Origin of the sequence: Marivita sp. GX14005, assembly GCF_023370775.1 — a bacterium.
Classification (GTDB): Bacteria; Pseudomonadota; Alphaproteobacteria; order Rhodobacterales; family Rhodobacteraceae; genus Marivita.
Map to the genome: position 1 here is coordinate 205,203 of NZ_JAMCCQ010000002.1, position 26,598 is coordinate 231,800.

Below are 26,598 nucleotides of genomic sequence, written 5' to 3' on the forward strand. Positions count from 1 at the left end.
CGTTGCTTGGCATGTTCAAGTTGAGAATACGTGAAGATGCGTGAAACGGTGCGCTTCGACAGAAATGTGAAAAGCCGCCATCCCGGGGATAGCGGCTTTAGAACACTCCGTCAGGCCCGATCTCAGTCCGCGAACGTGGCCAGATAGGCGATCAGGTTGACGCGGTCTTCCGATTTATTGAGCCCGGCAAAGCCCATCGACGTGCCCGGCGCATAGCCGCGCGGATCTTCGAGGAAACCGTAAAGATGCTCGGGCGTCCAGACATCGACAACCTCTTCGAGCGCGCCGGAATAGTTGAACCCCTCGGCAGTATCCACAGGACGCCCGACCACGCCATAAAGATACGGCCCCGCTGCATTGGCACCCGCTTCGAGCTTGTGGCAGGCCCGGCACTTGCCGAAGACCTTTTCGCCCTTGCTCGCATCCGCGGCGGCAAACAACGTTTCGAAATCAGCAGCGCCTTCCTCTTCAGCGACCTCTTCCTCGCCCTCGCCGGTATCGATCACATAGACCGCGACTTCCTCGCCATGCGCGCCACCCACATGATAAAGCGTCTCCGCCGCCCAGTTGCCCAGAAGAAAAACCAGCAATGCACCGCAAAGCGCGCCAACGGTTTTCGTTAAGGTCATCGTGTCAAACATCTTGTGGGTATCCGTCCGCTGATTTCGAGTGCGTATGGCGCGGGTATCTATTGCGTCCCTCCGCGCAAGGCAAGATAAAGAAACCGCGACGAAACGCCCGCCTGCCGGAGACTCCATGCCCGAAACAATCGCCTTTCAGGGCGAGCTTGGTGCCTATTCGCACGAAGCCTGCCTCAACGCCCGCCCGGACATGGAGCCGCTGCCCTGCCGCACCTTCGAGGATGTCATCGACGCCGTGCGCTCGGAAAAGGCCGATCTTGCGATGCTCCCGGTGGAAAACACGATCTATGGCCGCGTTGCCGACATTCACCGCCTGTTGCCCAATAGCGGGCTGAAGATCGTCGATGAGGCTTTCGTGCGGGTGCATATCAACCTGCTCGCCGTGCCCGGCGCGCAATTGTCCGACATCACCGAAGCACATTCGCATGTTGTGCTTTTGCCGCAATGCGCCAAATTCCTTGCCGCTCACGGCATTCGCGGCCGCGTCAACGCCGACAACGCCCGCGCCGCCCGCGAAGTGGCCGAACGCGGCGAAAAACACGCCGCTGCGCTGGCCAGCGAACTGGCAGGAGAAATCCACGGCCTGAAGGTGCTCGCCCGCCATATCGAGGATACCGACAGCAACACCACCCGCTTCCTGCTGATGGCCCGCGAGGGCGACAACACCCGCCGGGGCGAGCACGGCATGATGACCACCTTCGTCTTCCAGGTCCGCAATATCCCCGCCGCGCTCTACAAGGGGATGGGCGGTTTCGCCACCAACGGCGTGAACATGACCAAGCTGGAATCCTACATGGTCGATGGCTCCTTCACCGCAACACAGTTCTACGCCGATATCGAAGGCCACCCCGACGATGCCCCCGTCGCCCGCGCGCTCGAAGAGCTGGATTACTTTACCGACATGCTGAACATCCTCGGCACCTACCCCCGCGATCCCCGCCGGGACTGACCCGGCGTTTCACACCCGACCGCGTGAAAGCGTTCGCGGTTTTCGGTCAACCGAAAGCCCCGCAGAACCGCACCCGAACGCGTCAACGCGTTCGTGGCTTTCGATCGATCGAAAGCCGGCCTTCGTCCAGCCCGAGCCGGATTGGCCCGCTGGCCCTGCCGGCATCCACCGGCGCGCCTTTCTGTGTCGCGACAAGCGGCAGCCCGCGGGCCACGCGCCTCACCTCCGGCATCAAGGCACGCCAATCCTCCGCCAGCCGCCGCGCCGCTTCGGAGGGGCAGAACGTCTTGTCCGGCCCCCGCTGCCGCGCGAGGGCCATCAACACATCCGCGATCTCGCTATCCGAGGGCCGCATCACAGCGCGCACAGGTGCCGGGATGCTCGTGCGTGCCGACATCGGGCAGGATCTTCCAGCAGCGCTGGCATTTCTGCCCCTCGGCCTTCTCGAAGACGACGCCGATCCCATCGACTTCCGGCATGCGAAACGCCTCGGCAGGGGAGGGATCGCCGGTCAGATGGATCGCCGAAGTGATGCACAGATCGTCGAAATTCACCGATTTGAGCGCCTCCAGCGTTTCTGCATCGCGCACATGCACCACCGGCGCGGCCTCCAGCGACGCGCCGATCACCTTGTCCGTCCGCTGCACTTCCAGCGCCGCCGTCACCACACGCCGCGCGCGCCGGATCCTGGCCCATTTCTCCGCCAGCGCATCGTCGCGCCAGTCCCCCGGCGTTTCGGGAATGTCTTGCAAATGCACCGAGGATTCCTCTCCGGGGAAACGGTCGAGCCACACATCTTCCATCGTGAACACCAGAACCGGCGCGAGCCACGTCGTCAGCCGGTGGAACAGCAAGTCCATCACCGTCCGCGCCGCGCGCCGCCGCGCCGTATCGCCATCGCAATAAAGCGCATCCTTGCGCACGTCGAAATAGAAGGCCGAAAGCTCCACCGTGCAGAAGTTGAACAGTTGCTGGAACACGCCCTGGAAATCATAGGCGTCATAGCCCTTGCGCACGACCTCATCGAGCTCCGCCAGACGGTGCAGCACATAGCGCTCCAGCTCCGGCATCTCCGCCGGCGCAACCCGGTCGCTCTCCTCGAAATGGCTGAGCGCCCCCAGCATGAAGCGCATCGTGTTGCGCAAGCGCCGGTAGCTGTCGGCGACGCCCTTGAGGATCTCCGGCCCAATGCGCTGGTCATTGGTGAAATCGACCTGCGCCACCCAGAGCCGCAGCACGTCGGCGCCGTATTGTCTGACCACCTCCTCGGGCACGATGGTGTTGCCCAGGGACTTGGACATCTTGTTGCCCTTCTGGTCGAGCGTGAAGCCATGCGTCAGCACGCCCCGGTAAGGCGCCCGGCCCATCGTGCCGCAGGCTTGCAGCATCGAGGAGTGAAACCACCCGCGATGCTGGTCCGTCCCTTCGAGATAGAGATCGGCCAGACCGTCCTCCGAGCCGTCCTCGCGGTCGCGCAAAACGAAGGCATGGGTCGAGCCGGAATCGAACCACACGTCCAGAATGTCGAACACCTGTTCCCACTCGCCGGGATCGTAGTCGTTGCCGAGGAACCGCTCTTTCGCGCCGTCCTTATACCAGGCATCCGCGCCCTCGACTTCGAACGCCTCCAGGATACGCGCGTTCACCGCCTCGTCCTGCAGCAGATAGCCCTCATCGGTGGGCTTTGCGCCCTTCTTCACGAAACAGGTCAGCGGCACGCCCCAAGCGCGCTGGCGCGAAAGCACCCAATCGGGCCGTGCCTCGATCATCGAATAGAGCCGGTTGCGCCCGGTCGGCGGCGTCCATTTGACCAGCTGGTCGATCGATTTCAGTGCCCGCTCGCGGATCGTGGTGCCGTAGGTGTCCTTCCCGTCGCCGACCGGCTTGTCGATGGCGGCGAACCATTGCGGCGTGTTGCGGAAGATCACCGGCGCCTTGGAGCGCCAGCTATGCGGGTAGCTGTGCTTGATCTTGCCGCGCGCCAGCAGGCCGCCCACCTCGACCAGCTTGTCGATCACCGCCTTGTTGGCATCGCCCTCCTTGCCGTTCGGCTTGAGGATGCGCGTGCCGCCGAAAAGCGGCAGGTCGGGGCGGAAGCTGCCATCGTCCATGACGTTATAGGTGATGACCTCGCCCAGCATGCCCAGATCGCGGTAAAGCTCGTATTCATCCATCCCGTGGCTCGGCGCACAATGCACGAAACCCGTGCCTTCCTCGTCGGTCACGAAATCGGCGGCCCGGAAATCGCGCGGCGCATCCCATTCGCCCTGCGCGCCTTCGGCCCCCTTGAGCGGATGGGAGATCGTCATGCCGTCCATCTGCGCCGGTGTCACGCTGCGGACGCGGCGCCACTGATCCTCGGACAGCCGCGCGCGCGTCAGCGTCTGCGCCGCCAGCTTGTCGGCCAGGATGAAACGATCCCCGACCTCGGCCCAACTTTCCTCCGGCGTGCCGGTCACTTCGTAAAGCCCGTAATCGAAATCCGCGCCGTAAACGACCGCCTTGTTCGACGGGATCGTCCAGGGGGTCGTCGTCCAGATCACCACATAAGCGCCCGTCAGGTCATCATGCGCTTGCGCGATCTCGGCCATCACGGCCTCGCGGTCTGCATCGGTGGCTTCCTCATCGGAAAGCTCCACATCCGGCAGATCGAAGCTTTCGACACGGAATTTCACCCAGATGGTGAAGCTTTCCTTGTCGTGGTACTCCACTTCCGCCTCGGCCAGCGCGGTTTCCTCGACGGGCGACCACATCACCGGCTTGGAGCCCTGATAGAGCGTGCCGTTCATCAGGAATTTCTGGAACTCTTCGGCGATGATCCGCTCCGCGCGGTAGTCCATCGTGAGATAGGGATTGTCCCACTTTCCGGTGATCCCGAGCCGCTTGAACTCATCGCGCTGCACGTCGATCCAGCCATCGGCGAAATCGCGGCATTCCTGCCGGAACTCGATGACGTCCACATCGTCCTTGTTCTTGCCCCTGGCGCGGTATTTCTCCTCGATTTTCCATTCGATGGGTAGCCCGTGGCAATCCCAGCCGGGGATATAGCGTGCGTCGCGGCCCATCATCTGCTGGGAGCGCACCACCATGTCCTTGAGGATCTTGTTGAGCGCGTGGCCGATATGCAGATGCCCGTTGGCATAGGGCGGGCCATCATGCAGGGTGAAGGGCTTTCTGCCGTTGGCCTTGTCGCGCAGGCGTTCGTAGATCCCGATCTTCTCCCATTTCTCCAGCCATTCCGGCTCGCGCTTGGGCAATCCCGCGCGCATCGGAAAATCGGTTTTTGGCAGGTTCAGCGTGTCTTTGTAGTCAGGGCTTTCGGCGCTCATGTCAGGCGGTCCCGTATGATCTTGATCTGGATATGAAAGGGTCGGCGCGATTATCCATACGCCTTGTCCCGGCGGCTCGTGAGATCAGAGCGCCGGGCCCGTAATTCGGAAGATGAACGCGGGCCTCGTTGTCATGGCGGCGTTATAGGTCGGCGGTTTCGCGGCGTCCAGACGGTGTTTCCCATCGCTTGCGCGATGGGACCGCTTGGGGGGCCAGCCCCCCAAGCCGCCGATTCATTGGGGGGCCAGCCCCCCAAGCCCCCCGGGATATTTCAGGCAAGAAGAAAGGATCAGAGGTTGAAAAGCGTACCGACCGCATAGGCAATCCCCGCGGCGGTGCCGCCGATGGCGAGCGTCTCCAGCCCCGAGCGCCACCAGGGTGCCAGCGACCATTTCGCCTTGTAGGCGCCGATGCCGAAGAAGGTGGCCAGCGTGGCGATGGTCGAAAGGGTGAAGGCGTTCGGCAGGCCGAAGAGGAAGGGCAGAAGGGGGATCAGCCCGGCGCCGAGAAAGGCTGCGAAGGTTGCCCAGGCTGCCTTGAGCGGATGCGGGTCGACCGACGCGAGCCCGTATTCGCCTTCGAGCATGAGCGCGATCCATTGCTCCTCGTTGCGGGTGATCTGCTCGACCGCGCTGTCCAGCGCATCGCCGGTCAGACCCTTGAGCCGCAGGATTTCGCGCAGCTCGCGGCGCTCGCCTTCGGGGTGCAGACGGATGTGGCGCTGTTCGATCTTGCGCAGGCGTTTGGCGTCATCGAGTTCCGCCTTGGTGCCCGAGTAGTTCCCCGCCGCCATCGAGAAGCCGTCAGCGAGCACATTCGCGACGCCGAGCGCGATGATCACCCAGGTCGAAAGCCCGGCCCCCGCGACGCCTGCGACGATGGCGAAGGTGGTGACCGATCCGTCGATCCCGCCATAGACGATGTCGCGCAGGTAGCCGCGCCCGGCGGGCTGCCCGATTCTCGTTTCGATCTCGGCTTGCGAATGACCGTGTTCGCTGGCGTGAGTCTCCATGACGGGAAATTTTGCAAAGCTTTGGCTGCGGCGCTTTGCTCCAGATCAAATGTCTGTACGGAGTTTCCGTACGGCGCGCGGGGACGGGCTGTACGGCTGCGCCTCAGTCGCCGCCCTTGCCCGGGACCAGCCCGCCGAGCGCCGATTTGATGATCGAGCGCACCGAGGGCCGTTTCGTGCCGGTGAAGGGAAGCGGACGGCAGACCTCGATCGCGGCCACCCCGACCCGCGCGGTCAGCGCGCCGTTGACCAGCCCTTCGCCGAAGCGGCGTGACAGGCGGCTGAGGATGCTGCCGCCGAGGATCGGCTCGATCAGATCGTCCCCGACCGCCACCGCGCCCGTCGCGACGAGATGCGACAGCACAGCGCGGGTCAGCCGCCAGCTGCCCAAAGTGCCTGATCTTCCGCCATAAATTTCCGCGATGCGGCGGATCATGCGCAGGTTCGAGCCGAGCGCGGCCGCGACATCGGCCAGCGCAAGCGGCACTAGGGCCGTCACCGTTGCGACCTGACGCGCGGCGGCCTCGACCTCGCGCCGTGCGGCCTTGTCGAGCGGGGCGAGAAGATCGGACTCCGCCAGGGCGAGCAGGGCAGCGGCGTCGAACATATCGCCTTCCCGTTCGGCCAGCCGTTCGCGCCCCCAGCGCGTGTCGTCCCGCGCAGCGTAAAGCGCCGTCAGGTCGGCGGTGACCTTGCGCGCGCTGCTCAGATCGTCGGCCAGCAGAGCCGCATCGGCGGCATGCTGGATCCTGTCGATCCGGGTGAGCCGTGCGAAGGCGGATAACTCCTTGATAACGATTAGTAATACAACCAGAAGAAACAGCCCGAAAAGGGCTGCCACGGCAAAGCCGAGATAGGGGGTGCGGTTGACGAGATCGGTCACGAAGCCCCATGCGGCAACGGAGATGACCGTTGTGAGCAGCGCCGCCAACAACCCCCAGAACCATCGCGCAAGCCGCGAGACGGGACGTGCGGCGAGGGCGGCAGCGGTGGTCATCGCTTTGCCCTGCGGGATCGGATCGCCAATGTCGGGCACGGGCGGGGCTTCGGACGGAGTGGCGCTGTGCGTCTCGTTCTCGAGATCGAAAAGAACCGGCCCTTTGGCTTTGGTCATGTCGTTTCCCTTTGCCATTCCAAACGGATATCCGGCAGACCCTCGTCATTGCCGGCGCCATCGCCGCGTTCGAATTCGCGGAACCCAAGCCGGCGATAGAACCGCCGGGCGCCGCTGTTTTCGACGAAGCTCCAGAGCTGAAGGCCCGATCGCTCCTTCATGCAGCGCTGCAGGAGCCGCGCGCCGAGTCCCTGTCCACGGGCGGCTGTGTCGATATAGAGCGCATGGACCGTGCCATCGCCTTGCGCGATGAAGCCCATCACGTCCTCGCCGGTCTCTGCCACGATGACCCAACCGCGATCGATCATCGCCCCGGCGCCGGCGATCTCTTCGGCGCGGCTTCGCACGCGGGGCACCCAATGGGTCGCGTCGATCCAGTCTGACAGGATCGTCCCGACGCGGCCCGCATCGAGTGGCGATGCCGGGCGCAGCAAGGTCATAGCCGGTCTCCGATCAGGAACTGCGCCGCGCGGTCGAGCCGGATGTGCGGCGGGCCCATGCCGGGCTTGAGGCTCAGTTGCGCAGGCGCGAAGCGCATGATCTGATACTCGTCGTCGAGCCATCTTTCGGCCCCTGCGCGAGCCGCGCCCAGGAGGTCGGCAGGATTTTCGGGCAATTCGCCAGGGTAGAATGCAGCCTGTTTGCCGCTGCCCAGCAAAGTGCCGCGCACGCAGGGCAGATCGGCGCCGTGATGCGGGCGCATTTCCTCGACCGTGGCACGCAGGCTGGCGATGGACATGGCCGCCGTTTGCGCGCCGGCGAATTGGGCGCGATCGCTTGCATCGCGGGTGAGCGCCTGCATGATCGCGGTCAGGCGGGCGTGTTGCAGGTGGTGCAAATGGTCGGCCTTGGTGGCGGCAAAAAGGATCTTTTCGACCCGCCTGCCGCGCCAGAGCTGTGACAGAAAGGCGTTCTGACCGGGGCGGAATGCGCCGAGGATATCAGCCATCGCCTGCCGCATATCCTCGACCGCGCGAGGACCGGCATGGATCGCGCCGAGCGCATCGACCAGCACGACCTGCCGGTCCACTTTTGCAAAATGGTCGCGGAAGAAGGGTTTGACGACCTGCGACTTATAGGCCTCGAACCGGCGCTCGAATTCCCGCCAGAGCGATTTGCGCGGGACGTCCGGCTGCGGCGGCAGGGGCGCAAAGGTCAGCACCGGGCTGCCTTCGAGATCGCCGGGAAGCAGGAAACGCCCCGGCGTGCAATCCGAATATCCGTCCTGTCGCGCGGCGCCCAGATACTGCGTGAAGCTTTGCGCCAATGCCTGCGCGCGCGGCTCTTCGAGAGGCTGGCGCGCATCTTCGGATCGCATGAGCGACAGAAATTTCGACGCGCTGTCGCGTTTTTCGATCCGCTTAAGGGTTTCTTCAGACCACCCACTGTAGCTTTTGTTCAACAGACCCAGATCGAGCAGCCATTCACCGGGGTAGTCCACGATATCCAGATGCACCGTTCGCGGCCCTTGAATGCCCGACAGAAGACCGGATGGCCGCACCTTGAGGGACAGGCGCAGTTCGCTGATCGCGCGTGTGCTTTCCGGCCAGTGCGGATTTCGCGCCGTGAGCGCGGCAAGATGGGACTCGTAGGCGAAGCGCGGCAGCGTGTCATCGGGTTGCGGTTGCAGATAGGCCGACAGGATGCGGCCTTCGCTTTGCGCCAGAAGGCCCGGCATGCGCCCGCGATCCATGAGGTTCGCCACAAGCGAGGTGATGAAGACGGTCTTTCCCGACCGCGCGAGCCCGGTGACGCCGAGACGGATCACGGGCTCGAGAAACGCGCCCGATACCGTGTCGGTGACGTTTTCGAAGCCGCGGGTCAGCGTGTCGGCGAGGGATGAGATGACCAAAACGGCGGCCCTTTTCTTGCGTGTCGCCCTCACAGATAAAGCCGCGCGGCCCGACATGCCAGTGGGACGAGGGGATTGTCCGAGCCCCCGCAGCAAGTTAAGGGGCCCGCATGGCTCGATATGCTTTGAAGGTCGAATATGACGGGGCGCCCTTTGCCGGCTGGCAGCGGCAGGCCGATCAGCCGTCCGTGCAGGGCGCTATCGAGGCGGCGCTGGCGCGGCTCGAGCCGGGCCCGCATACCATTGCCGCAGCGGGTCGCACCGACGCCGGCGTTCACGCGCGGGGGCAGGTGTGCCATTGCGATCTTTCGAAGGACTGGACGCCTTTCCGGCTGTCTGAAGCACTCAACCATCATCTCAGGCCCGCGCCGGTCGCGATCGTGGCGGCGGCGCGTGTGGCAGAGGATTGGCATGCGCGATTCTCGGCCCGCGAGCGGAGATATCTCTTTCGGCTGGCTGTGCGCCGCGCCCCCATGACGCTGGAGGCGGGGCAGGTCTGGCAGGTGCGCCACGAGCTTGCGGTCGGGCCGATGCGCGAGGCGGCGGAGCATCTGGTGGGGCGGCATGACTTCACCACCTTCCGGTCGAGCATGTGTCAGGCAGCTTCGCCCATCAAAACGCTGGACGCATTGGAGATCGAAAAGCTGGAAACCGATTGGGGGATGGAGATCCGGTTTCACCTGCGCGCAAGGTCGTTTTTGCACAACCAGGTGCGCAGTATCGTCGGAACGCTGGAACGGGTCGGGGCGGGCGCCTGGGCGCCGCAGGATGTGCGCAAGGCGCTATCGGCGTGCGATCGCGCGGCGTGCGGACCGGTTTGCCCGCCGCAGGGGCTCTATCTCATGGAGGCGGTCTACCCGGCCGATCCTTTCGGGGCGTAGGCCAGTTGCGCTGGGACGCGGGGGGCGGATTTTCGGAGAAAATCCGCTTGGGGCGCTGCCCCAAACCCCGGAGTATTTCGAACGAGAAGAAATTGGGGATTGCGTCTCATGCGGCTTGGGCGATACACCGCCCGCATGGTAATCGCGACGGATATCCGACGAGGCGTTTGATCTCTTTCCTCGCCCCGCTGTGGGCGTTCCGTCACCCTTTTGCCAAATTCTCCATCCTTTCCGTTGACTTGGCCCGCGCCGCTTGGCACGGCTTGGGCTTCCGAAATCGAGGCTCGATGATGATCCCCTCCGTTCTTCCGACCTATAACCGTGCGCCGCTTCATTTCGTGAAGGGCGAAGGCTCATGGCTGATCGAAGCCGACGGGCGACGTTTTCTGGATTTCGGAGCGGGCATTGCCGTCAATGCGCTGGGCCATGCGCATCCGGCGCTGGTGAGTGCGCTTGATGAGCAGGCGCGGAAATTGTGGCATGTCTCGAACCTTTACGAGATACCGCAGCAGCAGGCGCTTGCCGACAGGCTGGTCGAGAAGAGCTTTGCCGATACGGTGTTCTTCACCAATTCGGGAACGGAATCCTGCGAACTCGCGGTCAAGATGGCGCGCAGATACTGGCATGAGAGCGGCAGGCCCGACCGGACCACCATCGTCACATTCGGCGGGTCGTTCCACGGGCGATCCTCGGCCGGGATCGCGGCGGCGGGGTCGGAGAAGATGACGCAAGGGTTCGGCCCGCTTCTGCCGGGGTTCCGCCACGTGCCCTGGGGAGATCATGACGCGCTGCATGCGGCCATCGACGAGACGGTCGGCGCGATCCTCATCGAGCCGGTTCAGGGCGAAGGCGGGATCCGTGTCTTGCCGGATCGGTGCCTGCGCGGATTGCGTGCGCTTGGCGACGAGCGGGATATCCTGCTCATTCTCGACGAGGTGCAATGCGGGATCGGACGCACCGGGCGGCTGTTCGCGCATGAATGGGCGGGTGTGACGCCCGATATCATGATGGTCGCCAAGGGTATCGGCGGCGGTTTCCCGCTGGGGGCGGTTCTGGCGACGGAACGGGCCGCCGCCTGCATGACGGCGGGCACGCATGGATCGACCTACGGCGGCAATCCGCTGGCCTGCGCGGTGGGCTGCGCGGTGCTGGATATCGTGGCCGAGCCTGATTTTCTCGAGGATGTGCGTCGCCGGGCCGGGTATCTTCGCCAGAAGCTGGAGGGGCTGGTCGGCGCGCATCCCGATCTCTTCGAGGAGGTGCGCGGCAGCGGGCTGATGCTGGGCCTCAAATGCCGGATCGCGCCGGGGGATCTGGTGCAGGCAGGCTATGGCTGCGGCGTGATCACCGTGCCGGCGGCGGATAATGTGGTACGGCTTTTGCCGGCGCTCAACATGACCGAAGACGAGATCTCCGAAGGGGTGAATCGTCTGGATTTCGCGGCGGACGCTGTCCGTGACGCGCTGAGCTGAGGATTCTTTCGACGATGACGCATTTTCTGGATATTCACAAGACCGGCAAGGCCGAACTACGCGGCATCATCGATGCGGCGCTGCGGATGAAGCAGGCGCGCGGCAATCGCACGAAAGGCGCGGCGGATGACGAGTTGCCGCTGGCGGGCCGAATGGTTGCGCTGATCTTCGAAAAACCTTCGACCCGCACGCGCGTGTCCTTCGATGTGGGCGTGCGGCAGATGGGCGGTCAGACGATGGTTCTGTCGGGCGCCGATATGCAGCTCGGGCATGGCGAAACGATTGCCGACACAGCCCGCGTGCTCAGCCGGTATGTCGATCTGATCATGATCCGAACCTTCGACGAGAGTGTGCTGGAGGAGATGGCCCAATATGCTTCGGTTCCGGTGATCAACGGGCTGACCGACCGGAGCCATCCGTGCCAGATCATGGCCGATGTGATGACCTATGAGGAGCATCGCGGCCCGATCAAGGGCCGGAAGGTGGTTTGGTGCGGCGACGGGAACAACGTTTGTACGTCCTTCCTGCACGCCGCAGCGCAGTTCGGGTTCGATTTCACTTTCACCGGGCCGGTGCAGCTCGATCCGGAAATGGAATTCGTCGGACTGGCCCGCAATGCGGGCGTATCCGTCACCATCGAGCGCGATCCCGTTCGGGCGGTCGAGGGGGCGGATCTCGTTCTGGCCGATACATGGGTGTCGATGCACGACGCGCAATCGGCGCGCGAACGGCGGCACAACATGCTGCGCCCCTATCAGGTCAACGAGGCGTTGATGACCCATGCCAAGCCCGATGCGCTGTTCATGCATTGTCTGCCGGCGCATCGCGGCGAAGAGGTGACGTCGGAGGTCATGGACGGGCCGCAATCGGTGATCTTCGACGAGGCGGAAAACCGGCTCCATGCGCAAAAGGCGATCATGCGCTATTGCCTGGGCGTGTGATGCAGGCGGGCCCCGCGTGGCCCGCCGCTTGGGTTACGAAGGCAGGAAGATCGCCTTTGCGTTGACGAATTCCTTCATCCCGAAGCCACCATGTTCGCGGCCATAGCCTGAATCCTTGACGCCGCCGAAGGGCATGTTCGGATCGGCCGCGCCGAAGGAATTGATGCGCACCATGCCGGTGTCGAACTTGTCGCGGGCCAGTTTGAGAGCGCGATCCTCGTTCGTCGAGAAGATGCCCCCGCCAAGCCCGTAGCGGCTGTCATTGGCGATGCGCATCGCGTCCTCGTCATCTTTTGCGCGAATGATGGATGCGACGGGGCCGAAAATCTCGTCGTCATAGGCCGGCATTCCGGGCGCGACGTCGCCGAGAACCGTCGCTGGGTAGAAGGCGCCGTCACGGTCAGGGACGTTGCCGCCGCACAGGATTTTCGCCCCTTTTTCCACGCTTTTCTCGACCTGTTCCTTCACGCGCTTGAATTGCTCATCGCTGGAAAGCGGGCCGAGTTTCACCTCGTCATCCATCGGATCACCGAGCGTGATCTTTTCCATCTCCGCGACATAGGCCTTGACGAAATCATCATAGACCTTGTCGGTGACGATGAACCGTTTTGCGTTCACGCATGTTTCGCCATTGTTGTATATGCGGCCCATGACGGACCATTTTACCGCCGTTTCGATATCGGCGTCCTCCAGCACGAGATAGGCGTCGTTCGAACCCAGTTCGAGAACCGTTTTCTTGAGCGCCTTGGCGGCGACAGAGCCGATATGGGCGCCCGCGCCGTCGCTACCCGTCATGGTGACGCCGCGCACCTTGGGATGTTCGATGATCTTGTCGCTCGTATCGTGATCGATCAAGATGACCTGGAACAGATCCTCGGGCAGGCCGGCTTCAATACAGATCTCACGCAGGCGCAGCGCCGAGCCGGTGCAGATTTCGGCATGTTTGAGCACGCAACCATTGCCTGCCATCAGGTTGGCGGCCAGCACGCGGATGGGCTGATACATCGGGAAATTCCATGGCTGGATGGAATAGATTACGCCGATCGGCTGATAGGTGACAACGCCGCGTTTGTCGCCGCCTTCATAGGTGCGTTCCTCGTCGGCAAGCTCATCCGGACCGGATTCGGCGGTGAATTCGAGGATGGCAGCGCAAAGCTCGACCTCCTCCTTGCCGTCGCGGAGGAGTTTTCCGACCTCGCGGGTCATCAGCTGTGCAATGTCATCGGCGTGTTCGCGCAGCTTTTCGGCGATCTTCTTGAGATAGGGCGCGCGATCCGATGGGGATTTCTCGCGCCAGTCCAGAAAGGCGCGGTGGCACGCTTCGACCTTGTCGAACGCCTCCTGTTGGCTCATCCGGTCGTAGCTTTGCAGTTCCTCGCCGGTGGCGGGATTGGTTGTCGTGATCTTCGACATGGGGATTGCTCCTTTTCGGTCTCTCGGGATCAACCAACCGAAAAGGGCAACCGTTCCATCGCTCAGGGATCGGGCACGTTGTCGATGCCCGAACCGCCCCAGGGGTGGCACCGCGCGAGGCGGCGCGCGGCGAGCCAGCTTCCCTTCAGGCCGCCATGTTTTTCAAGCGCTTCGAGCGCATAGGCGGAGCAGGTGGGGTGGTAGCGGCAGCCATGACCGACCCATGGGCTGAAGAGAAGACGGTAGGCCTTGACCGGGAGCGCCAGAAGTCGGGCGAGGGGGCTCATCGATCGGCGTGCAGCTTGCGCAGCGCGTAGGACAGATCGCCCTTGAGCGCATCGAAAGGCCGATCCACTGTCACGCCGGGGCGGCCGATCAGGACGTAATCCCAGCCGGGTTTGGCCTGCCCGGCCAGAACCTCGTGTGCGACGGCGCGCAAGCGTCGCTTGGCCCGGTTGCGGGCGACAGCATTTCCGATCTTCTTGGAGCAGGTGTAGCCGATGCGGATCACCGGATCGTCGTCATGGCGATTGCGCGCCTGCACCAGCATCCCGTTCGTGCCGCGCCGGAGCGCGCGGGCGGCACGCAAGAAATCGGCACGCTTGCGCAGCGTGGTGATTTGCGGGGCGGACGGGTTTGAACATGACGATGCCGCCGGAAGCTCTGTCTCCCTCGTTTCCGAAGGGGCTTCCGGCGGTGTCATGTCGTGTAACCCGAAACTGCTGCGCTTACGCGCTGAGCGCCTTGCGGCCGCGTGCGCGACGTGCGTTCAGGATCTTGCGGCCGGCCTTGGTGGCCATGCGCGCGCGGAAACCGTGGCGCCGCTTGCGCACGAGGTTCGAGGGTTGAAAGGTGCGTTTCATCGCGTCCTACTCCGTCTTGTCGGTCCGGGGGCACGGATTCGACCGCCGGTTCTATTCGAAGCCCGTGCTATAGGCAGGAGGGGCAGGCTTGTCAAACGGTAAGCCACGCTTTTTCGGGGCTTCACCGCAGATCAAGCACGCGTGATCCGGGTAGGCAGGAAGCATCCTTCGGGGCATGTTCGCAGGGTGCGCCGATCCGGCAAGCGACATCCTGCAAAAAGGGGCGAGAATGGCAGAAACGAGCAAGAAACCGCGCTTGATGCGCCTCGCACCCATCCTCGGGATCGGTCTTGTCGCGCTGATTGGCGCGATCCTGTTACGTGATACGCTGAGTTTCGACGCGCTGGCCGAGAACCGCGAGGCACTGACCGCATTCCGCGATGCGCATTACGTCGTGACGGCAGCGGCATTCATGCTCGCCTACACCGCCATTGTCGGCTTCTCCTTGCCGGGTGCCACAATCGCGACCCTGACCGGCGGGTTCCTTTTCGGCATCTTTCCCGGCGCTCTGTTCAACGTGCTGGCCGCGACGCTGGGCGCAACTCTGATCTTTCTGGCGGCGCGCTACGGGCTGGGCGACCGGCTCTCGCGGCGGATGGATGCGAGCGAAGGTATGGTGCGCAAAATCAAAACCGGGATCGACGAGAACCAATGGTCGATGCTCTTTCTCATCCGCCTCGTTCCGGCGGTGCCGTTCTTCGTCGCCAATCTGGTGCCGGCACTGGTGAATGTGCCGCTCTATCGCTTTTTCGTCAGCACCGCCTTGGGCATCGTTCCGGGCGCAGTGGTTTATACGTCTGTCGGCGCGGGTCTGGGCGAGGTTTTCGCAAAGGGCGAGACCCCGAATCTTGGCATCATCTTCGAGCCGCATATCCTGCTGCCGATCCTGGGGCTTTGCGCTCTGGCGATCCTGCCGGTCATATTGAACGCCGTGCGCGGCAAGAAAGGGATTTGACACATGGAGCGGATCGAGACCGACATTCTGGTGATCGGGGCCGGTTCTGCCGGCTTGTCGGTTGCCGCCGGAGCCGTGCAGATGGGTGCGAAGGCCGTCCTGCTCGAAGCGCATAAAATGGGCGGAGATTGTCTGAATTACGGCTGCGTTCCCTCCAAGGCGTTGATCGCCAGCGCAAAGAAGGCTCATGGGATGGCCCATGCAGCGCCCTTCGGCATTGCCAATACCGCGCCGAAAATCGACTACGCCGCAGCGCAGGGCCATGTTGCGGACGTGATCGCGCGGATCGCGCCCGTTGACAGCCAGGAACGATTCGAAGGTCTGGGCGTCCGCGTGATCCGCGAACACGGCCGGTTCGTCTCGGACAGGGAGGTGGAGGCCGGAGCCTATCGCATCACCGCGCGGCGCATCGTGATCGCCGCCGGATCCTCGCCCTTCGTTCCGCCCATTCCGGGGCTGAACAAGGTGTCCTATCTGACGAACGAAACGCTGTGGGATCTGCGGCAGGTGCCCGAACATCTTCTGGTGATCGGCGGTGGCCCCATCGGGATGGAGATGGCGCAGGCCCATCGGCGGCTTGGCGCGCGGGTTACGGTCATCGAAGGCGCGGTCGCGCTGGGCAAGGACGATCCGGAACTGACCCAAATCGTGCTGGATACGCTGCGCTCCGAAGGTATCGAGATCGCGGAGCACGCGAAGGCCAAGGAAGTGCGCGGTGTAGGCGGCGCGGTAGAAGTGGAAACCGAGGATGGCCGCGTTTTCAAAGGCTCGCACATCCTAGTTGCCGTCGGGCGGCGCGCGAACACCGACAGGCTGAACCTGGACGCTGCCGGGATCGAGACCACCCGCGCGGGCATCAAGACCGATGACAGTCTGCGCACTACGAACCGGCGCGTCTATGCCATCGGCGATATCGCGGGCGGGCTGCAATTCACGCATGTCGCGGGGTATCACGCCGGTATCGTCATTCGTTCGATCCTGTTCGGCCTGCCGTCGAAGGCGAAGACAGGGCACATTCCCTGGGTGACCTACACCCAGCCGGAATTGGCACAGGTCGGCCTGACCGAAGCGCAGGCGCGCGAGGCGCATGGCGATAAATTGGAGGTGGTGCGCTTCGACTACGCCGAGAACGACCGCGCCATCGCGGAGCGCGAAACGCAAGGTTTCATCAAGGTCACGATCGTCCGGGGCCGGCCCGTGGGCGCATCCATCGTCGGGGCTCAGGCGGGCGAGTTGATCAATCTCTGGGCGCTCGCCATCGCCAACCGGCTCAAGATGAGCCAGATCGCGAACATGGTTGCCCCCTATCCGACGATGGGCGAACTTAACAAACGCGTTGCCGGCGCTTACTTTTCGCCGCGACTGTTCGAAAGCGATGTCGTGAAGAAAGTGGTGCGGTTTGTTCAGAGATGGTTTCCATAATCCGGCGGGGCAGGGCGGGCACATATGCTGAACTCGCTCTCCGGTCGCTTTCTGATCCTGACCGTCATCTTCGTGATGCTGGCGGAGGTCTTGATCTTCCTGCCCTCCGTCGCCCGGTTTCGAGAGGATTTCCTGCTCAACCGGCTTGAACGCGCCCAGCTTGCCTCGCTGGCGCTTCTGGCCGATGACATGATCGATTCCGAACTCGAAGAAGAGCTGTTGCTGAACGCAGGCGTGTTCAACGTCGTGCTCCGTCGGGACGAGGTGCGGCAGCTCGTCCTGTCCTCCCCCATTCCGGGAGAGGTTTCGGCCACGTTCGATCTGCGGGACGCCACTTCCGTCGATCTGATAACAGACGCCATCAAACGCCTCGCGTCGCCCCGCCCCGAGGTGATCAGGGTGATCGGCCATCCCTTCCGCGAAGGCGGGGAACTGATCGAGATCACCCTCGATAGCGCCGATCTGCGTGCGGCAATGGTCGATTACGGGCTGCGCATCCTGCTTCTTTCCGCAGTCATCTCCATCGTGACGGCCGGGCTGCTCTTTCTTGCGGTGCGGGGGCTTCTCGTCAAACCGATCAAACGGGTGGTCAACCATATCCAGAGCTACGCGCAGGCACCCGAAGACGCGCGCCGGGTGATCCAGCCCTCGGCCAGCGTCACCGAGCTGCGCGAAGCCGAAGAGGCGCTGCAATCGCTGCAGACGCAGTTGACGCAGGCTCTCAAGCAAAAGGAACGCATGGCGCAGCTTGGCGGTGCCGTGGCGCGGGTCAGCCACGATCTGCGCAACATCCTCACCTCCGCGCAGCTGTTCACCGACCGGATCGAAACAAGTCAGGATCCGGCCGTTCAGCGCATGGCGCCGAAATTGGTCGGTTCGATCCGCCGGGCGGTGTCGCTTTGCGAAAGCACACTGGCCTTCGGCCGCGCGGAGGAACCCGCGCCGACGCTCCTGCAGATCAACCTGGCCGAACTCGTGAGCGACGTGCTGGACAGTGAACGTCTGGCGATCGGCGACTACGATCTGAGCCTGAGCGAGGATGTGCCCGGCGCCATGATGGTGCGCGCCGATCCCGAGCAGATGTATCGCGTCCTGTCCAACCTGGTGCGCAATGCCCGGCAGGCGATTACCGGATCGGGCCGGGCCGGGGAGATCAATATCTCGGCCACAGCTTCGGACGAGGCGGTTTGCATCGATGTGATCGACACCGGGCCCGGCTTGCCTGCCAAGGCGCGCGAGCATCTTTTTCAACCCTTTCAGGGCGGTGCGCGCAAGGGCGGTTCGGGGCTTGGCCTTGCTATCGCCGAAGAACTGATCCGCGGTCACGGCGGAACGCTGGAGCTCCTGAGAACCGACGAGACTGGCACCGCATTCCGCATACGCCTCCCTGTCGGCGATCTGGGCTGAGCCGTTTCGCTATGCCCGAAACAATTCGAATTTTGCCCTTGCATCACCCGCGCGCTGCGTCTATCCCACGCCTCGTGGACCGATAGCTCAGCTGGATAGAGTACTTGACTACGAATCAAGGGGTCGGGGGTTCGAATCCTCCTCGGTCCGCCACTTTCTCAACATCAAATGACAGACAGAACTGGCTTTCGTGACAGATCGCCGAATCAAGAGGTGAAGCCGTTCTACGTAAGTGTGGCGCTGCCCCGAGTGATTTTGCGACCTCAAGGTCAGGCTCGTCTTGTCTTCGTCAAATCGTGGAAGCCCCGTTTGGCCAAGCGCCTTCCTGCCACCCGCTGAACCGTCGCTCCGCAGTGTGACTGTTTCCCTTGTCGGGACTCGCTCGATCTCAGGCGGGACATGCGAAACGGAACTTGAATCAAGGGTGCGCCGACTGGCGAACGGCGCACCCTTTTGACGATTGTAGAGTTTATATCAGGCCAGGCTTTCGTCTATGCCCTTGCAAGCTTCGACAAGGCCTTTCACGGCATTCACCGAGTTGTCGAACATTGTCTGTTCGTCCTTGTTCAGCTTGATATCCACGATCTTCTCGATTCCGCCTTCGCCGATGACGGTGGGAACGCCGACATAGAAGCCATCCAGCCCGAATTCGCCGTCACAATAGGCGGCGCAGGGCAGAAGGCGTTTTTGGTCTTTCAGATAGGCTTCGGCCATCTCGATGGCGGAGGTGGCCGGTGCGTAGAAGGCAGAGCCGGTCTTGAGCAGGCCGACGATCTCCGCGCCGCCGTCGCGGGTGCGCTGGACGATCGCGTCGAGCTTGTCTTGCGTGGTCCAGCCCATCTTGACAAGATCGGGCAGCGGGATGCCGGCGACGGTCGAATATCGCGTCAGCGGCACCATCGTATCGCCGTGCCCGCCCAGAACGAAGGCGGTCACGTCCCGCATGGACACGTCGAACTCCAGGCTGAGGAAGTGGCGGAAACGCGCGCTGTCCAGCACACCGGCCATGCCGCAGACCTTGTTAGTCGGAAGCCCCGAGAATTTCTGCAGCGCCCAGACCATCGCGTCGAGCGGGTTGGTGATGCAGATCACGAAAGCATCGGGCGCGTTGGCGGCAATGCCCTCTCCCACCGATTTCATGACCTTGAGGTTGATCCCCAGCAAATCATCGCGGCTCATACCCGGCTTGCGCGGCACGCCGGCCGTGACGATGCAGACATCGGCGCCGGCGATATCGGCATAATCCTGTGTGCCTTTCAGCTGCGCATCGAAACCCTCTGCCGGGCCGGATTCTGCGATATCGAGCGCCTTGCCCTCCGGGATACCCTCGGAAATGTCGAAGAGGACAACATCGCCCAGTTCTTTGAGTGCCGCGAGATGGGCAAGCGTGCCGCCGATCTGTCCTGCGCCGATCAGCGCGATCTTGGGTCTGGCCATGGAATTTGTCTCCGGTCCGGTTTGAATTTGCCGATGTGCTAGTCCGACTTATCCGCTTTCGCAAGTGCGGCGCAGCGAAGCAAGCTGCGCGGTCGGAGTGTCGAAAGCAGGGAAGCGCGGGCATTCTAGGAGCTTAGGCGATCAACCGCAGGGAAATTGGGGGCCACGGTTGTCCCGTTTTCAGCGGTGTGCTTGCCGGCCCGGATAGGTTGATCCGGCGCGTCGTTCAACCGATATCCGGGCGATTCTCCCGTGAGGTCGATTGCAAGCCGTCCCGAACTCGCCCGCCGGTCATTGAACGCCGTGCCGCTTGACTGATGCAAGTTTGCCGAAATTTCGGTTTCTGCGCCGCGGCGAGAAATCACTTGAAGTATTCAGAGGAAAATGTAGCTCTTGGCGCAACAATATTTCCCTGCCGCATCAGGAGGACCCATGGACCTGCGACGCCGACCTTATCGTTCCGTTCTCTATATCCCCGGATCGAAGCAGCGGGCACTCGAAAAAGCGCGTTCGCTTCCCGTCGATGCCATCATCTTCGATCTTGAGGATGCAGTTGCCGTGGACGAAAAAGACGCCGCGCGCGAGACGCTTTCCGAAGCGCTCGGCGATGGCGGATACGGGCCGCGGATCCGCATCGTACGGATAAACGGGCTCGATACCGGATGGGGCCCCGCCGATGCCGAGGCGGTCACGAAGATGGAATGTGACGCGGTTCTGCTTCCGAAGGTGGAAAGCTCCGCGCAACTCGACGCGCTCGCGGAACGCACCGGCAGCGTGCCGATCTGGGCGATGATGGAAACGCCGCGCGGCATGCTCAACGCGGTGGAGATCGCCACGCATCCCAAACTTGCGGGCATGGTCATGGGCACGAACGATCTGGCCAAGGAGCTGCAGTCGCGCCCGCGCGCGGATCGTTTGCCGATGCTGACATCGCTGTCGCTTTGCCTGCTGGCCGCCAAGGCCGAAAAACGGGTGATCGTCGACGGTGTCTACAATGCGTTCAAGGACGACGAAGGGTTGCGCGCCGAATGTGTGCAGGGGCGCGATATGGGTTTCGACGGCAAGACGCTGATTCATCCTGCGCAGATCGATATCGCCAACGAGGTGTTCGCGCCGACCGATGAGGAGATCGACCTCGCCCGCCGACAGATCGCCGCGTTCGAGGACGCGCAGGCCAAGGGGCAGGGCGTTGCCGTGGTTGACGGCAGGATCGTCGAGAATCTTCATGTTGCCACCGCACGCGAGATACTGGCAAAAGCCGATGCGATAGAGATGCTCGAAGCGGGGTAGGCCATGATCTGGGTGCTTGTTGCGGGGGTGGCCATCTGGTCGCTCGCACATTTTTTCAAACGCATGATGCCGCAGCGCCGGGCCGGTATGGGTAATGCCGGCAAGGGGATCGTTGCGATCGGCATTCTTGTCGGGCTGGGTCTGATGATCTGGGGCTATCGCGGGGCGGCGTTCGTGCCGCTTTGGTATCCGCCGGATTACATGGTCCATATCAACAACCTTCTGATGCTGATCGCCGTATTCGTCTACGGAATGAGCGCCACGACAGGCCGGCTGAGGGGCAAGATGCGGCATCCTCAACTGACTGCCGTGGTGATATGGGCGGTCGCGCATCTGCTGGTGAACGGGGATGTCGCGGCGTTGGTTCTGTTCGGCGGGTTGCTTCTCTGGGCGGTCGCCGAGATGATCGTCATCAACCGGGCCGAGCCGGTCTGGGACCGGCCGCCGCCGGGCAATCCGAAAAAGGATATTCTGCTGGTCGTGATCACCATCGTGATGTTCGGCGTCATCACTGCCATTCACGCCTGGTTGGGCGTGTGGCCTTTCCCGAGGTAAAAGCATGAAGATCTATCGTTTCCTGACCGAAGACGACACATCGGCCTTCTGTCACAAGGTGTCCGAAGCGCTGAGCAAGGGGTGGGTGCTTTACGGCACGCCGACCTATGCCTTCGATCAGGCCAACGGGGTGATGCGCTGCGGACAGGCCGTAACCAAGGACATCGATACGCCCTACAGCCCGGACATGAAGCTGGGTGCGCAGTAACTTTGCAGGGGAAAGTGCAATGACCAAGACCGATGCGGGGCGTTTTTTCGAGGATTATTCCCTGGGCGAGGTCATCCGGCATGCCGTGCCGCGCACGGTGACGAGCGGGGAGCGCGCACTTTATCACGCACTCTATCCGGCGCGGCATGCGCTTTATTCCTCGAACCTGTTCGCGCAATCCTGCGGCCTGCCGTCCAGCCCGCTGGACGATCTGATCGCGTTTCATGTCGTGTTCGGCAAGACGGTGCCGGACGTGTCGCTCAACGCGGTGGCCAATCTCGGCTATGCCCAAGGTCGGTGGATCACGCCGGTATGGCCGGGCGATACTCTGCGGTCGGAATCCGAGGTGATCGGGCTCAAGCAGAATTCGAACGGCAAGACCGGCGTGGTCTGGGTGCGGACGCGCGGCCTGAACCAGCGCGGCGAGCTGGTCATGGAATACGTGCGCTGGGTCATGGTGCGCAAGCGCGATGAGAATGCACCGGCCCCGGAAACCGTGGTGCCGGAGCTGGCGGGTGCGGTGGCGCCGGGCGATCTGGTTATCCCGGACGGCCTGACCTTTGCGGATTACGATTTCGATCTTGCCGGAGAGCCGCACCGCTGGGGCGATTACGAGATCGGCGAAACCATCGATCATGTGGATGGCGTGACCATCGAGGAAGCCGAACACATGATGGCCACACGGCTCTGGCAGAACACGGCGAAGGTTCACTTCGACGCCACGTTCCGCCCGGACGGTCAGCGCCTGATCTATGGCGGCCACGTTATCAGCATGGCGCGCGCGCTGTCGTTCAACGGCCTTGCGAATGCGCAGATGATCGTGGGGTTGAATGGCGGCGCGCATGCCAATCCGTGTTTCAGCGGCGATACCGTGCGGGCATGGTCCGAAGTTCTGGACAAGGCGCAGACCGGCGCGCCGGGTGTCGGAGCGATCCGGTTGAGGCTCGTCGCGGTGAAAGAGCAGGAGGCGTTCACGCTCAGGAGCGATGACGGGAAATATCTGCCGCATGTGCTGCTCGATCTCGACTACTGGGCGCTGATGCCGCTGTGAAGCGCTTTGCCCTCTGCGCGACGCTCATCGCGTCTGCCGCGGCGGCGGGCGGTGAGGAGGACGCTTTCGTCGAGGCGAATGTGCTCGGCATATTTTTCCACGAACTTGCCCATGCAATTATCGACGTGATGCATGTCCCGATCTATGCGCGCGAGGAGGATGCGGCCGATGTCGCGTCGGTCGTTCTGATCGAAGAGATTTTCAAGCCTGATATAGCGCTCGATCTGGCCTATCACATCGCCGAAGGGTTTCGGGCGGAGGCACAGCGCAACGCCGGGCGCGATCTGCCTGTTTGGGGCGTGCATGGCCTGGATGCCCAGCGGTTCTACAACATGGTATGCTTGTTTTACGGCGCTGAACCCGAAGCGCGCGCCGGTTTTGCGCGTGATATGGGGCTGCCATCGGAACGCGCGGAAAGCTGTGCGGAGGAATACGATCTGGCTTTTGCATCTTGGGCTGCGGTGCTGGACGATCTGAACGCGGGACAGCGCATCGAATTGCAGTCCGAGCCGCCGAACGGGCTTTTCGCACAGGTACTTGTAAACGAGATCGAGGCTCTGACTGATGAGTTCACGTTTCCGGGGGCGATTACGGTGAATATCACCCGATGCGGCAATGCGGATGCGTTTTATGATCCGGAAGACCGGACCATCACCATTTGCACGGAACTCGATGCCGATCTTCGCGAGCTATATCGCCATCTCGACTGACGTATAACCTTATCAAAGCAGTCGGATTCTATAAATGCTAACCCTGTGATCACGCGTTTCCAAACTGTGATCACGAAGCGGGAAAATATCGGCAATTTGTCCGAAAAACCCGGCCGCTGCGCGGTCCTGTCTCGTGACATGGGATCAAAAAGGAATAAAACAGGCCCGAGAGATACGAAAGGACTCAGATCATGGCTGACGTCAATCGGGGCAATCGCCCGCTTTCACCGCATCTGCAGGTGTATCGACCGCAACTGACCTCCATCACGTCCATCCTGACACGGATCACCGGTAATGCGCTCATCGTCGCGGCGCTAATGATCGTATGGTGGCTGATCGCGGCCGCGACCGGACCGGAGGCTTTCGCCGTGGCGGATGGGTTCGTCACAAGCTGGTTCGGCGATCTGGTCATGCTGCTGTCGGTCTGGGCGTTGTGGTATCACACGCTCGCCGGCGTTCGGCACCTGATTTGGGACAATGCCAAGATGCTGGAGATCGACAATGCCGAAACGCTCGGCTGGATCGTTGTCATCGGCTCCTTCGTTCTGACCGTCCTGACGGTCGTGGTTGTGTGGTGAGGAGGCAGACATGAGCTTTATGACCGACCGCAAGCGTGCCATCGGATGGGGCGCCGCGAAATCCGGGACCGAGCATTTCTGGTCGATGAAGAAATCCTCGATTGCCCTGCTCATCCTTATTCCGCTGTTCGTTTTCACCTTCGGAGGCATCCTCGGCGCGTCCTATGAAGAGGTGCTGATCTATTACGCGCGTCCCTTCCCGGCCATCGTTGCCGCATTGACGCTCATCGTCGGGTTCAAGCACTTCAATGACGGTTTCCAGGTCCTGATCGAAGACTACGTTCACGGCGTCTGGGAAAAAATCATCATCCTCGGCATGACTTGCGTCAGCTACGGCGCGGCGGCGATCGGCGTTTTCGCCATCGCTCGGCTCGCCCTCTAAGATATCGGAGTTTCAAGCACTATGGCTGCATACGAATACGAGACGCATGATTATGACGTCGTGGTCGTCGGTGCGGGCGGCGCAGGTTTGCGCGCCACGCTGGGCATGGCCGAACAGGGATTGCGCACCGCTTGTGTGACCAAAGTGTTCCCAACGCGCTCGCACACGGTTGCCGCACAGGGCGGCATCGCCGCGTCGCTGTCGAACATGGGACCGGACCACTGGCAATGGCATATGTATGACACCGTCAAGGGCTCGGACTGGCTGGGCGATACGGACGCGATGGAATATCTGGCCCGCGAGGCGCCGAAAGCGGTCTATGAGCTGGAACATTACGGCGTGCCGTTCTCGCGCACCGAAGAGGGCAAGATCTATCAACGTCCCTTCGGTGGCCATACCACCGAGTTCGGCGAAGGCCCGCCCGTGCAGCGGACTTGTGCGGCGGCCGACCGGACCGGCCACGCGATCCTGCACACGCTTTACGGCCAGTCGCTCAAGAACAATGCGGAGTTCTACATCGAGTATTTCGCCATCGACCTGATCATGACCGATGGCGCCTGCACCGGCGTCGTCTGCTGGAAGCTCGATGACGGCACGATGCATGTCTTCAATGCCAAGATGGTTGTGCTGGCGACGGGCGGTTACGGCCGCGCCTATTTCAGCGCGACAAGTGCCCACACCTGCACCGGTGACGGGGGCGGCATGGTGGCGCGCGCGGGCCTGCCGCTGCAGGATATGGAATTCGTGCAGTTCCACCCGACCGGCATCTATGGTTCCGGCTGCCTCATCACCGAAGGCGCGCGCGGAGAAGGCGGATACCTGACCAACTCCGAAGGCGAGCGGTTCATGGAACGCTATGCGCCCAACTACAAGGACCTTGCGCCGCGCGACTATGTCAGCCGCTCCATGACGATGGAGATCCGCGAGGGCCGCGGCGTTGGCGAGGAGGGGGATCATATCCACCTGAACCTGTCGCACCTGCCGAAAGAAGCGCTGGCGGAGCGTCTGCCCGGCATCTCGGAAAGCGCCAAGATTTTCGCGGGCGTCGATGTCACCAAGGAACCGATCCCTGTGCTGCCGACCGTGCATTACAACATGGGCGGCATTCCGACGAATTACTGGGGCGAGGTTCTGAACCCGACCGAGGACGATCCGAACGCCGTCGTGCCGGGTCTGATGGCCGTGGGCGAGGCTGGTTGCGCATCCGTCCATGGCGCCAACCGCCTCGGCTCGAACTCCCTGATCGATCTGGTGGTGTTCGGTCGTGCGGCCGCGATCCGCGCCGGAAAGGTCGTCGATCCCGAAAGCGCGACGCCGGCCACCAATACAGCGTCGGTCGACAAGGCGTTCGACCGTTTCGACGCGCTACGCAACGCCAAGGGCTCTGTCCCGACCGCCGAGCTGCGTCTCGAGATGCAAAAGACGATGCAAGCCGATGCCGCGGTTTTCCGCACGGCAAAGACGATGAAGGAAGGTCTCGACAAGATGACGGCGATCGCCGCCAAGCTCGACGACTTGCAGGTCACGGATCGCAGCCTCGTGTGGAATTCCGATCTAATGGAAACGCTGGAACTGACCAATCTGATGCCCAATGCACTTGCGACGATCGCCGGGGCGGAAGCGCGTAAGGAAAGCCGGGGCGCCCATGCGCACGAGGATTATTCCGAGCGTGACGATGAGAACTGGCGCGTGCATACGATCGCGCGGGTCGAGGGCAATTCCATTGACCTGAGCTATCGTCCGGTTGTCGTCGATCCCCTCACCACTGAAGACGAGGGCGGTATCGCATTGAAGAAGATCGCCCCCAAGGAACGGACGTTCTGATGCGGGGCGCGCTGCTCCTGATCCTGGGCCTTGCCGCCTGCACCCCGCAGGCGCAGGACCGGATCGCCCGCGACGCAGCGCGTTCCGCCATCGCCCCGGTTCTGGTCGACCGGTTCCCGGGCGTTCCTCTGGAACCCACTCTCGACTGCATGATCGAAAACGCGAGCGCCGCGCAAATACAGGCGCTTGCGGTCGACAGTCTGGCCGGCACGACGCAAAGCACGGTGCAGATTGTGACGGATATCATCTCGCAACCCGAGACATTGACTTGCCTGGCTGCCGAAGGTCTGCCGGCGCTGCTTCGTTAGGAG

At 62.8% G+C, this 26,598-nt stretch carries 28 protein-coding genes and 1 tRNA gene; 17 read left to right on the forward strand and 12 right to left on the reverse strand.

All coding sequences use genetic code 11. The features are described 5' to 3' along the window. Window positions 1-122: 122 nt before the first annotated feature. Window positions 123-641 carry a c-type cytochrome gene (locus M3465_RS07165; RefSeq protein ID WP_249501054.1) on the reverse strand — a complete coding sequence of 173 codons (519 nt, stop codon included), beginning with the start codon at window positions 639-641 and terminating at the stop codon, window positions 123-125. A gap of 115 nt (window positions 642-756) precedes the next feature. Here M3465_RS07165 and M3465_RS07170 point away from each other — a divergent pair, with 115 nt between their 5' ends. Next, entirely contained in the window at window positions 757-1,590 is an 834-nt protein-coding gene (locus tag M3465_RS07170) for a prephenate dehydratase (protein ID WP_249501055.1), read from the forward strand. An 82-nt stretch (window positions 1,591-1,672) separates the two neighbouring features. Here M3465_RS07170 and M3465_RS07175 read toward each other — a convergent pair whose 3' ends face one another. From M3465_RS07175 to M3465_RS07200, 6 genes are all read right to left on the reverse strand, one after another. Then, complete coding sequence (locus M3465_RS07175; protein WP_349305029.1) at window positions 1,673-1,987, reverse strand: DUF3253 domain-containing protein; 315 nt, start codon at window positions 1,985-1,987, stop codon at window positions 1,673-1,675. Then, window positions 1,929-4,919, reverse strand: a complete 2,991-nt coding sequence (gene ileS / locus M3465_RS07180; protein ID WP_249501057.1) for an isoleucine--tRNA ligase — start codon at window positions 4,917-4,919, stop codon at window positions 1,929-1,931. The genes M3465_RS07175 and ileS overlap by 59 nt, the downstream gene beginning before the upstream one ends. Window positions 4,920-5,209: 290 nt before the next feature. Further along, window positions 5,210-5,932: a VIT1/CCC1 transporter family protein gene (locus M3465_RS07185; protein WP_249501058.1), complete on the reverse strand. Its 723-nt coding sequence runs from the start codon at window positions 5,930-5,932 to the stop codon at window positions 5,210-5,212. A 103-nt stretch (window positions 5,933-6,035) separates the two neighbouring features. Continuing rightward, window positions 6,036-7,046: a YcjF family protein gene (locus M3465_RS07190; RefSeq protein ID WP_249501059.1), complete on the reverse strand. Its 1,011-nt coding sequence runs from the start codon at window positions 7,044-7,046 to the stop codon at window positions 6,036-6,038. Next, window positions 7,043-7,486, reverse strand: a complete 444-nt coding sequence (locus tag M3465_RS07195; protein WP_249501060.1) for a GNAT family N-acetyltransferase — start codon at window positions 7,484-7,486, stop codon at window positions 7,043-7,045. The genes M3465_RS07190 and M3465_RS07195 overlap by 4 nt, the downstream gene beginning before the upstream one ends. Continuing rightward, on the reverse strand, window positions 7,483-8,898 hold the full coding sequence (locus M3465_RS07200; RefSeq protein WP_249501061.1) for a YcjX family GTP-binding protein: 1,416 nt from the start codon (window positions 8,896-8,898) through the stop codon (window positions 7,483-7,485). Before M3465_RS07200 ends, M3465_RS07195 begins: the two co-directional genes overlap by 4 nt. A gap of 110 nt (window positions 8,899-9,008) precedes the next feature. Between M3465_RS07200 and truA the strand changes: the two genes are divergently transcribed. From truA to argF, 3 genes are all read left to right on the forward strand, one after another. Further along, on the forward strand, window positions 9,009-9,779 hold the full coding sequence (gene truA, locus M3465_RS07205) for a tRNA pseudouridine(38-40) synthase TruA (RefSeq protein WP_249501062.1): 771 nt from the start codon (window positions 9,009-9,011) through the stop codon (window positions 9,777-9,779). Between the two features lie 290 nt (window positions 9,780-10,069). Then, window positions 10,070-11,251, forward strand: a complete 1,182-nt coding sequence (locus M3465_RS07210) for an aspartate aminotransferase family protein (RefSeq protein WP_249501607.1) — start codon at window positions 10,070-10,072, stop codon at window positions 11,249-11,251. A 14-nt stretch (window positions 11,252-11,265) separates the two neighbouring features. Beyond that, the gene (gene argF, locus M3465_RS07215) at window positions 11,266-12,192 is read left to right on the forward strand and encodes an ornithine carbamoyltransferase (RefSeq protein WP_249501063.1); all 927 of its coding nucleotides are present in this window, start codon (window positions 11,266-11,268) and stop codon (window positions 12,190-12,192) included. Between the two features lie 33 nt (window positions 12,193-12,225). Here the strand turns inward: argF and M3465_RS07220 are convergent, their stop codons facing one another. From M3465_RS07220 to rpmH, 4 genes are all read right to left on the reverse strand, one after another. Next, window positions 12,226-13,605 (reverse strand): NAD-dependent succinate-semialdehyde dehydrogenase, encoded by a 1,380-nt coding sequence (locus M3465_RS07220; protein ID WP_249501064.1) that lies wholly within the window; start codon window positions 13,603-13,605, stop codon window positions 12,226-12,228. A gap of 62 nt (window positions 13,606-13,667) precedes the next feature. Further along, window positions 13,668-13,892, reverse strand: coding sequence for a membrane protein insertion efficiency factor YidD (yidD, locus tag M3465_RS07225; RefSeq protein ID WP_249501065.1), 225 nt, complete (start codon window positions 13,890-13,892; stop codon window positions 13,668-13,670). Further along, window positions 13,889-14,308, reverse strand: a complete 420-nt coding sequence (gene rnpA, locus M3465_RS07230; protein WP_249501066.1) for a ribonuclease P protein component — start codon at window positions 14,306-14,308, stop codon at window positions 13,889-13,891. Before rnpA ends, yidD begins: the two co-directional genes overlap by 4 nt. Window positions 14,309-14,333: 25 nt before the next feature. Then, entirely contained in the window at window positions 14,334-14,468 is a 135-nt protein-coding gene (gene rpmH / locus M3465_RS07235; protein ID WP_082055838.1) for a 50S ribosomal protein L34, read from the reverse strand. A gap of 229 nt (window positions 14,469-14,697) precedes the next feature. On the opposite strand from rpmH, the gene M3465_RS07240 reads away from it, so the two are divergent. The 4 genes from M3465_RS07240 (at window position 14,698) to M3465_RS07255 (ending at window position 18,405) form a co-directional block, all read left to right on the forward strand. Next, window positions 14,698-15,423, forward strand: a complete 726-nt coding sequence (locus M3465_RS07240; protein ID WP_249501067.1) for a TVP38/TMEM64 family protein — start codon at window positions 14,698-14,700, stop codon at window positions 15,421-15,423. Between the two features lie 3 nt (window positions 15,424-15,426). Next, window positions 15,427-16,845 carry a dihydrolipoyl dehydrogenase family protein gene (locus M3465_RS07245; RefSeq protein WP_249501068.1) on the forward strand — a complete coding sequence of 473 codons (1,419 nt, stop codon included), beginning with the start codon at window positions 15,427-15,429 and terminating at the stop codon, window positions 16,843-16,845. Between the two features lie 24 nt (window positions 16,846-16,869). Beyond that, window positions 16,870-18,252, forward strand: coding sequence for a sensor histidine kinase (locus M3465_RS07250; protein WP_249501069.1), 1,383 nt, complete (start codon window positions 16,870-16,872; stop codon window positions 18,250-18,252). Window positions 18,253-18,328: 76 nt separating this feature from the next. Further along, window positions 18,329-18,405: transfer RNA gene (locus M3465_RS07255), tRNA-Arg, on the forward strand. Between the two features lie 321 nt (window positions 18,406-18,726). On the opposite strand, the gene mdh is transcribed toward M3465_RS07255, so the two are convergent. Further along, on the reverse strand, window positions 18,727-19,689 hold the full coding sequence (mdh, locus tag M3465_RS07260; RefSeq protein ID WP_249501070.1) for a malate dehydrogenase: 963 nt from the start codon (window positions 19,687-19,689) through the stop codon (window positions 18,727-18,729). Window positions 19,690-20,121: 432 nt separating this feature from the next. On the opposite strand from mdh, the gene M3465_RS07265 reads away from it, so the two are divergent. The 9 genes from M3465_RS07265 to M3465_RS07305 all read left to right on the forward strand — a co-directional run bounded on the left by M3465_RS07265 (window position 20,122) and on the right by M3465_RS07305 (window position 26,595). Then, the gene (locus tag M3465_RS07265) at window positions 20,122-20,979 is read left to right on the forward strand and encodes an HpcH/HpaI aldolase/citrate lyase family protein (RefSeq protein ID WP_249501071.1); all 858 of its coding nucleotides are present in this window, start codon (window positions 20,122-20,124) and stop codon (window positions 20,977-20,979) included. 3 nt (window positions 20,980-20,982) lie between these two features. Beyond that, window positions 20,983-21,534 (forward strand): NnrU family protein, encoded by a 552-nt coding sequence (locus M3465_RS07270; protein WP_249501072.1) that lies wholly within the window; start codon window positions 20,983-20,985, stop codon window positions 21,532-21,534. A 4-nt stretch (window positions 21,535-21,538) separates the two neighbouring features. Continuing rightward, the gene (locus tag M3465_RS07275) at window positions 21,539-21,742 is read left to right on the forward strand and encodes a DUF1737 domain-containing protein (protein ID WP_249501073.1); all 204 of its coding nucleotides are present in this window, start codon (window positions 21,539-21,541) and stop codon (window positions 21,740-21,742) included. 19 nt (window positions 21,743-21,761) lie between these two features. Then, on the forward strand, window positions 21,762-22,793 hold the full coding sequence (locus M3465_RS07280) for a MaoC family dehydratase (protein WP_249501074.1): 1,032 nt from the start codon (window positions 21,762-21,764) through the stop codon (window positions 22,791-22,793). Continuing rightward, a complete protein-coding gene (locus M3465_RS07285; RefSeq protein WP_249501075.1) occupies window positions 22,790-23,503 on the forward strand; it encodes a DUF4344 domain-containing metallopeptidase in 714 nt (237 codons plus the stop codon). The genes M3465_RS07280 and M3465_RS07285 overlap by 4 nt, the downstream gene beginning before the upstream one ends. 191 nt (window positions 23,504-23,694) lie before the next feature. Beyond that, window positions 23,695-24,081, forward strand: a complete 387-nt coding sequence (gene sdhC / locus M3465_RS07290) for a succinate dehydrogenase, cytochrome b556 subunit (RefSeq protein WP_249501076.1) — start codon at window positions 23,695-23,697, stop codon at window positions 24,079-24,081. 10 nt (window positions 24,082-24,091) lie between these two features. Next, complete coding sequence (sdhD, locus tag M3465_RS07295) at window positions 24,092-24,463, forward strand: succinate dehydrogenase, hydrophobic membrane anchor protein (RefSeq protein ID WP_249501077.1); 372 nt, start codon at window positions 24,092-24,094, stop codon at window positions 24,461-24,463. 21 nt (window positions 24,464-24,484) lie between these two features. Further along, window positions 24,485-26,287 carry a succinate dehydrogenase flavoprotein subunit gene (gene sdhA, locus M3465_RS07300; protein ID WP_249501078.1) on the forward strand — a complete coding sequence of 601 codons (1,803 nt, stop codon included), beginning with the start codon at window positions 24,485-24,487 and terminating at the stop codon, window positions 26,285-26,287. Continuing rightward, on the forward strand, window positions 26,287-26,595 hold the full coding sequence (locus tag M3465_RS07305) for a hypothetical protein (RefSeq protein ID WP_249501079.1): 309 nt from the start codon (window positions 26,287-26,289) through the stop codon (window positions 26,593-26,595). Before sdhA ends, M3465_RS07305 begins: the two co-directional genes overlap by 1 nt. The last annotated feature ends 3 nt before the right edge of the window (window positions 26,596-26,598 follow it).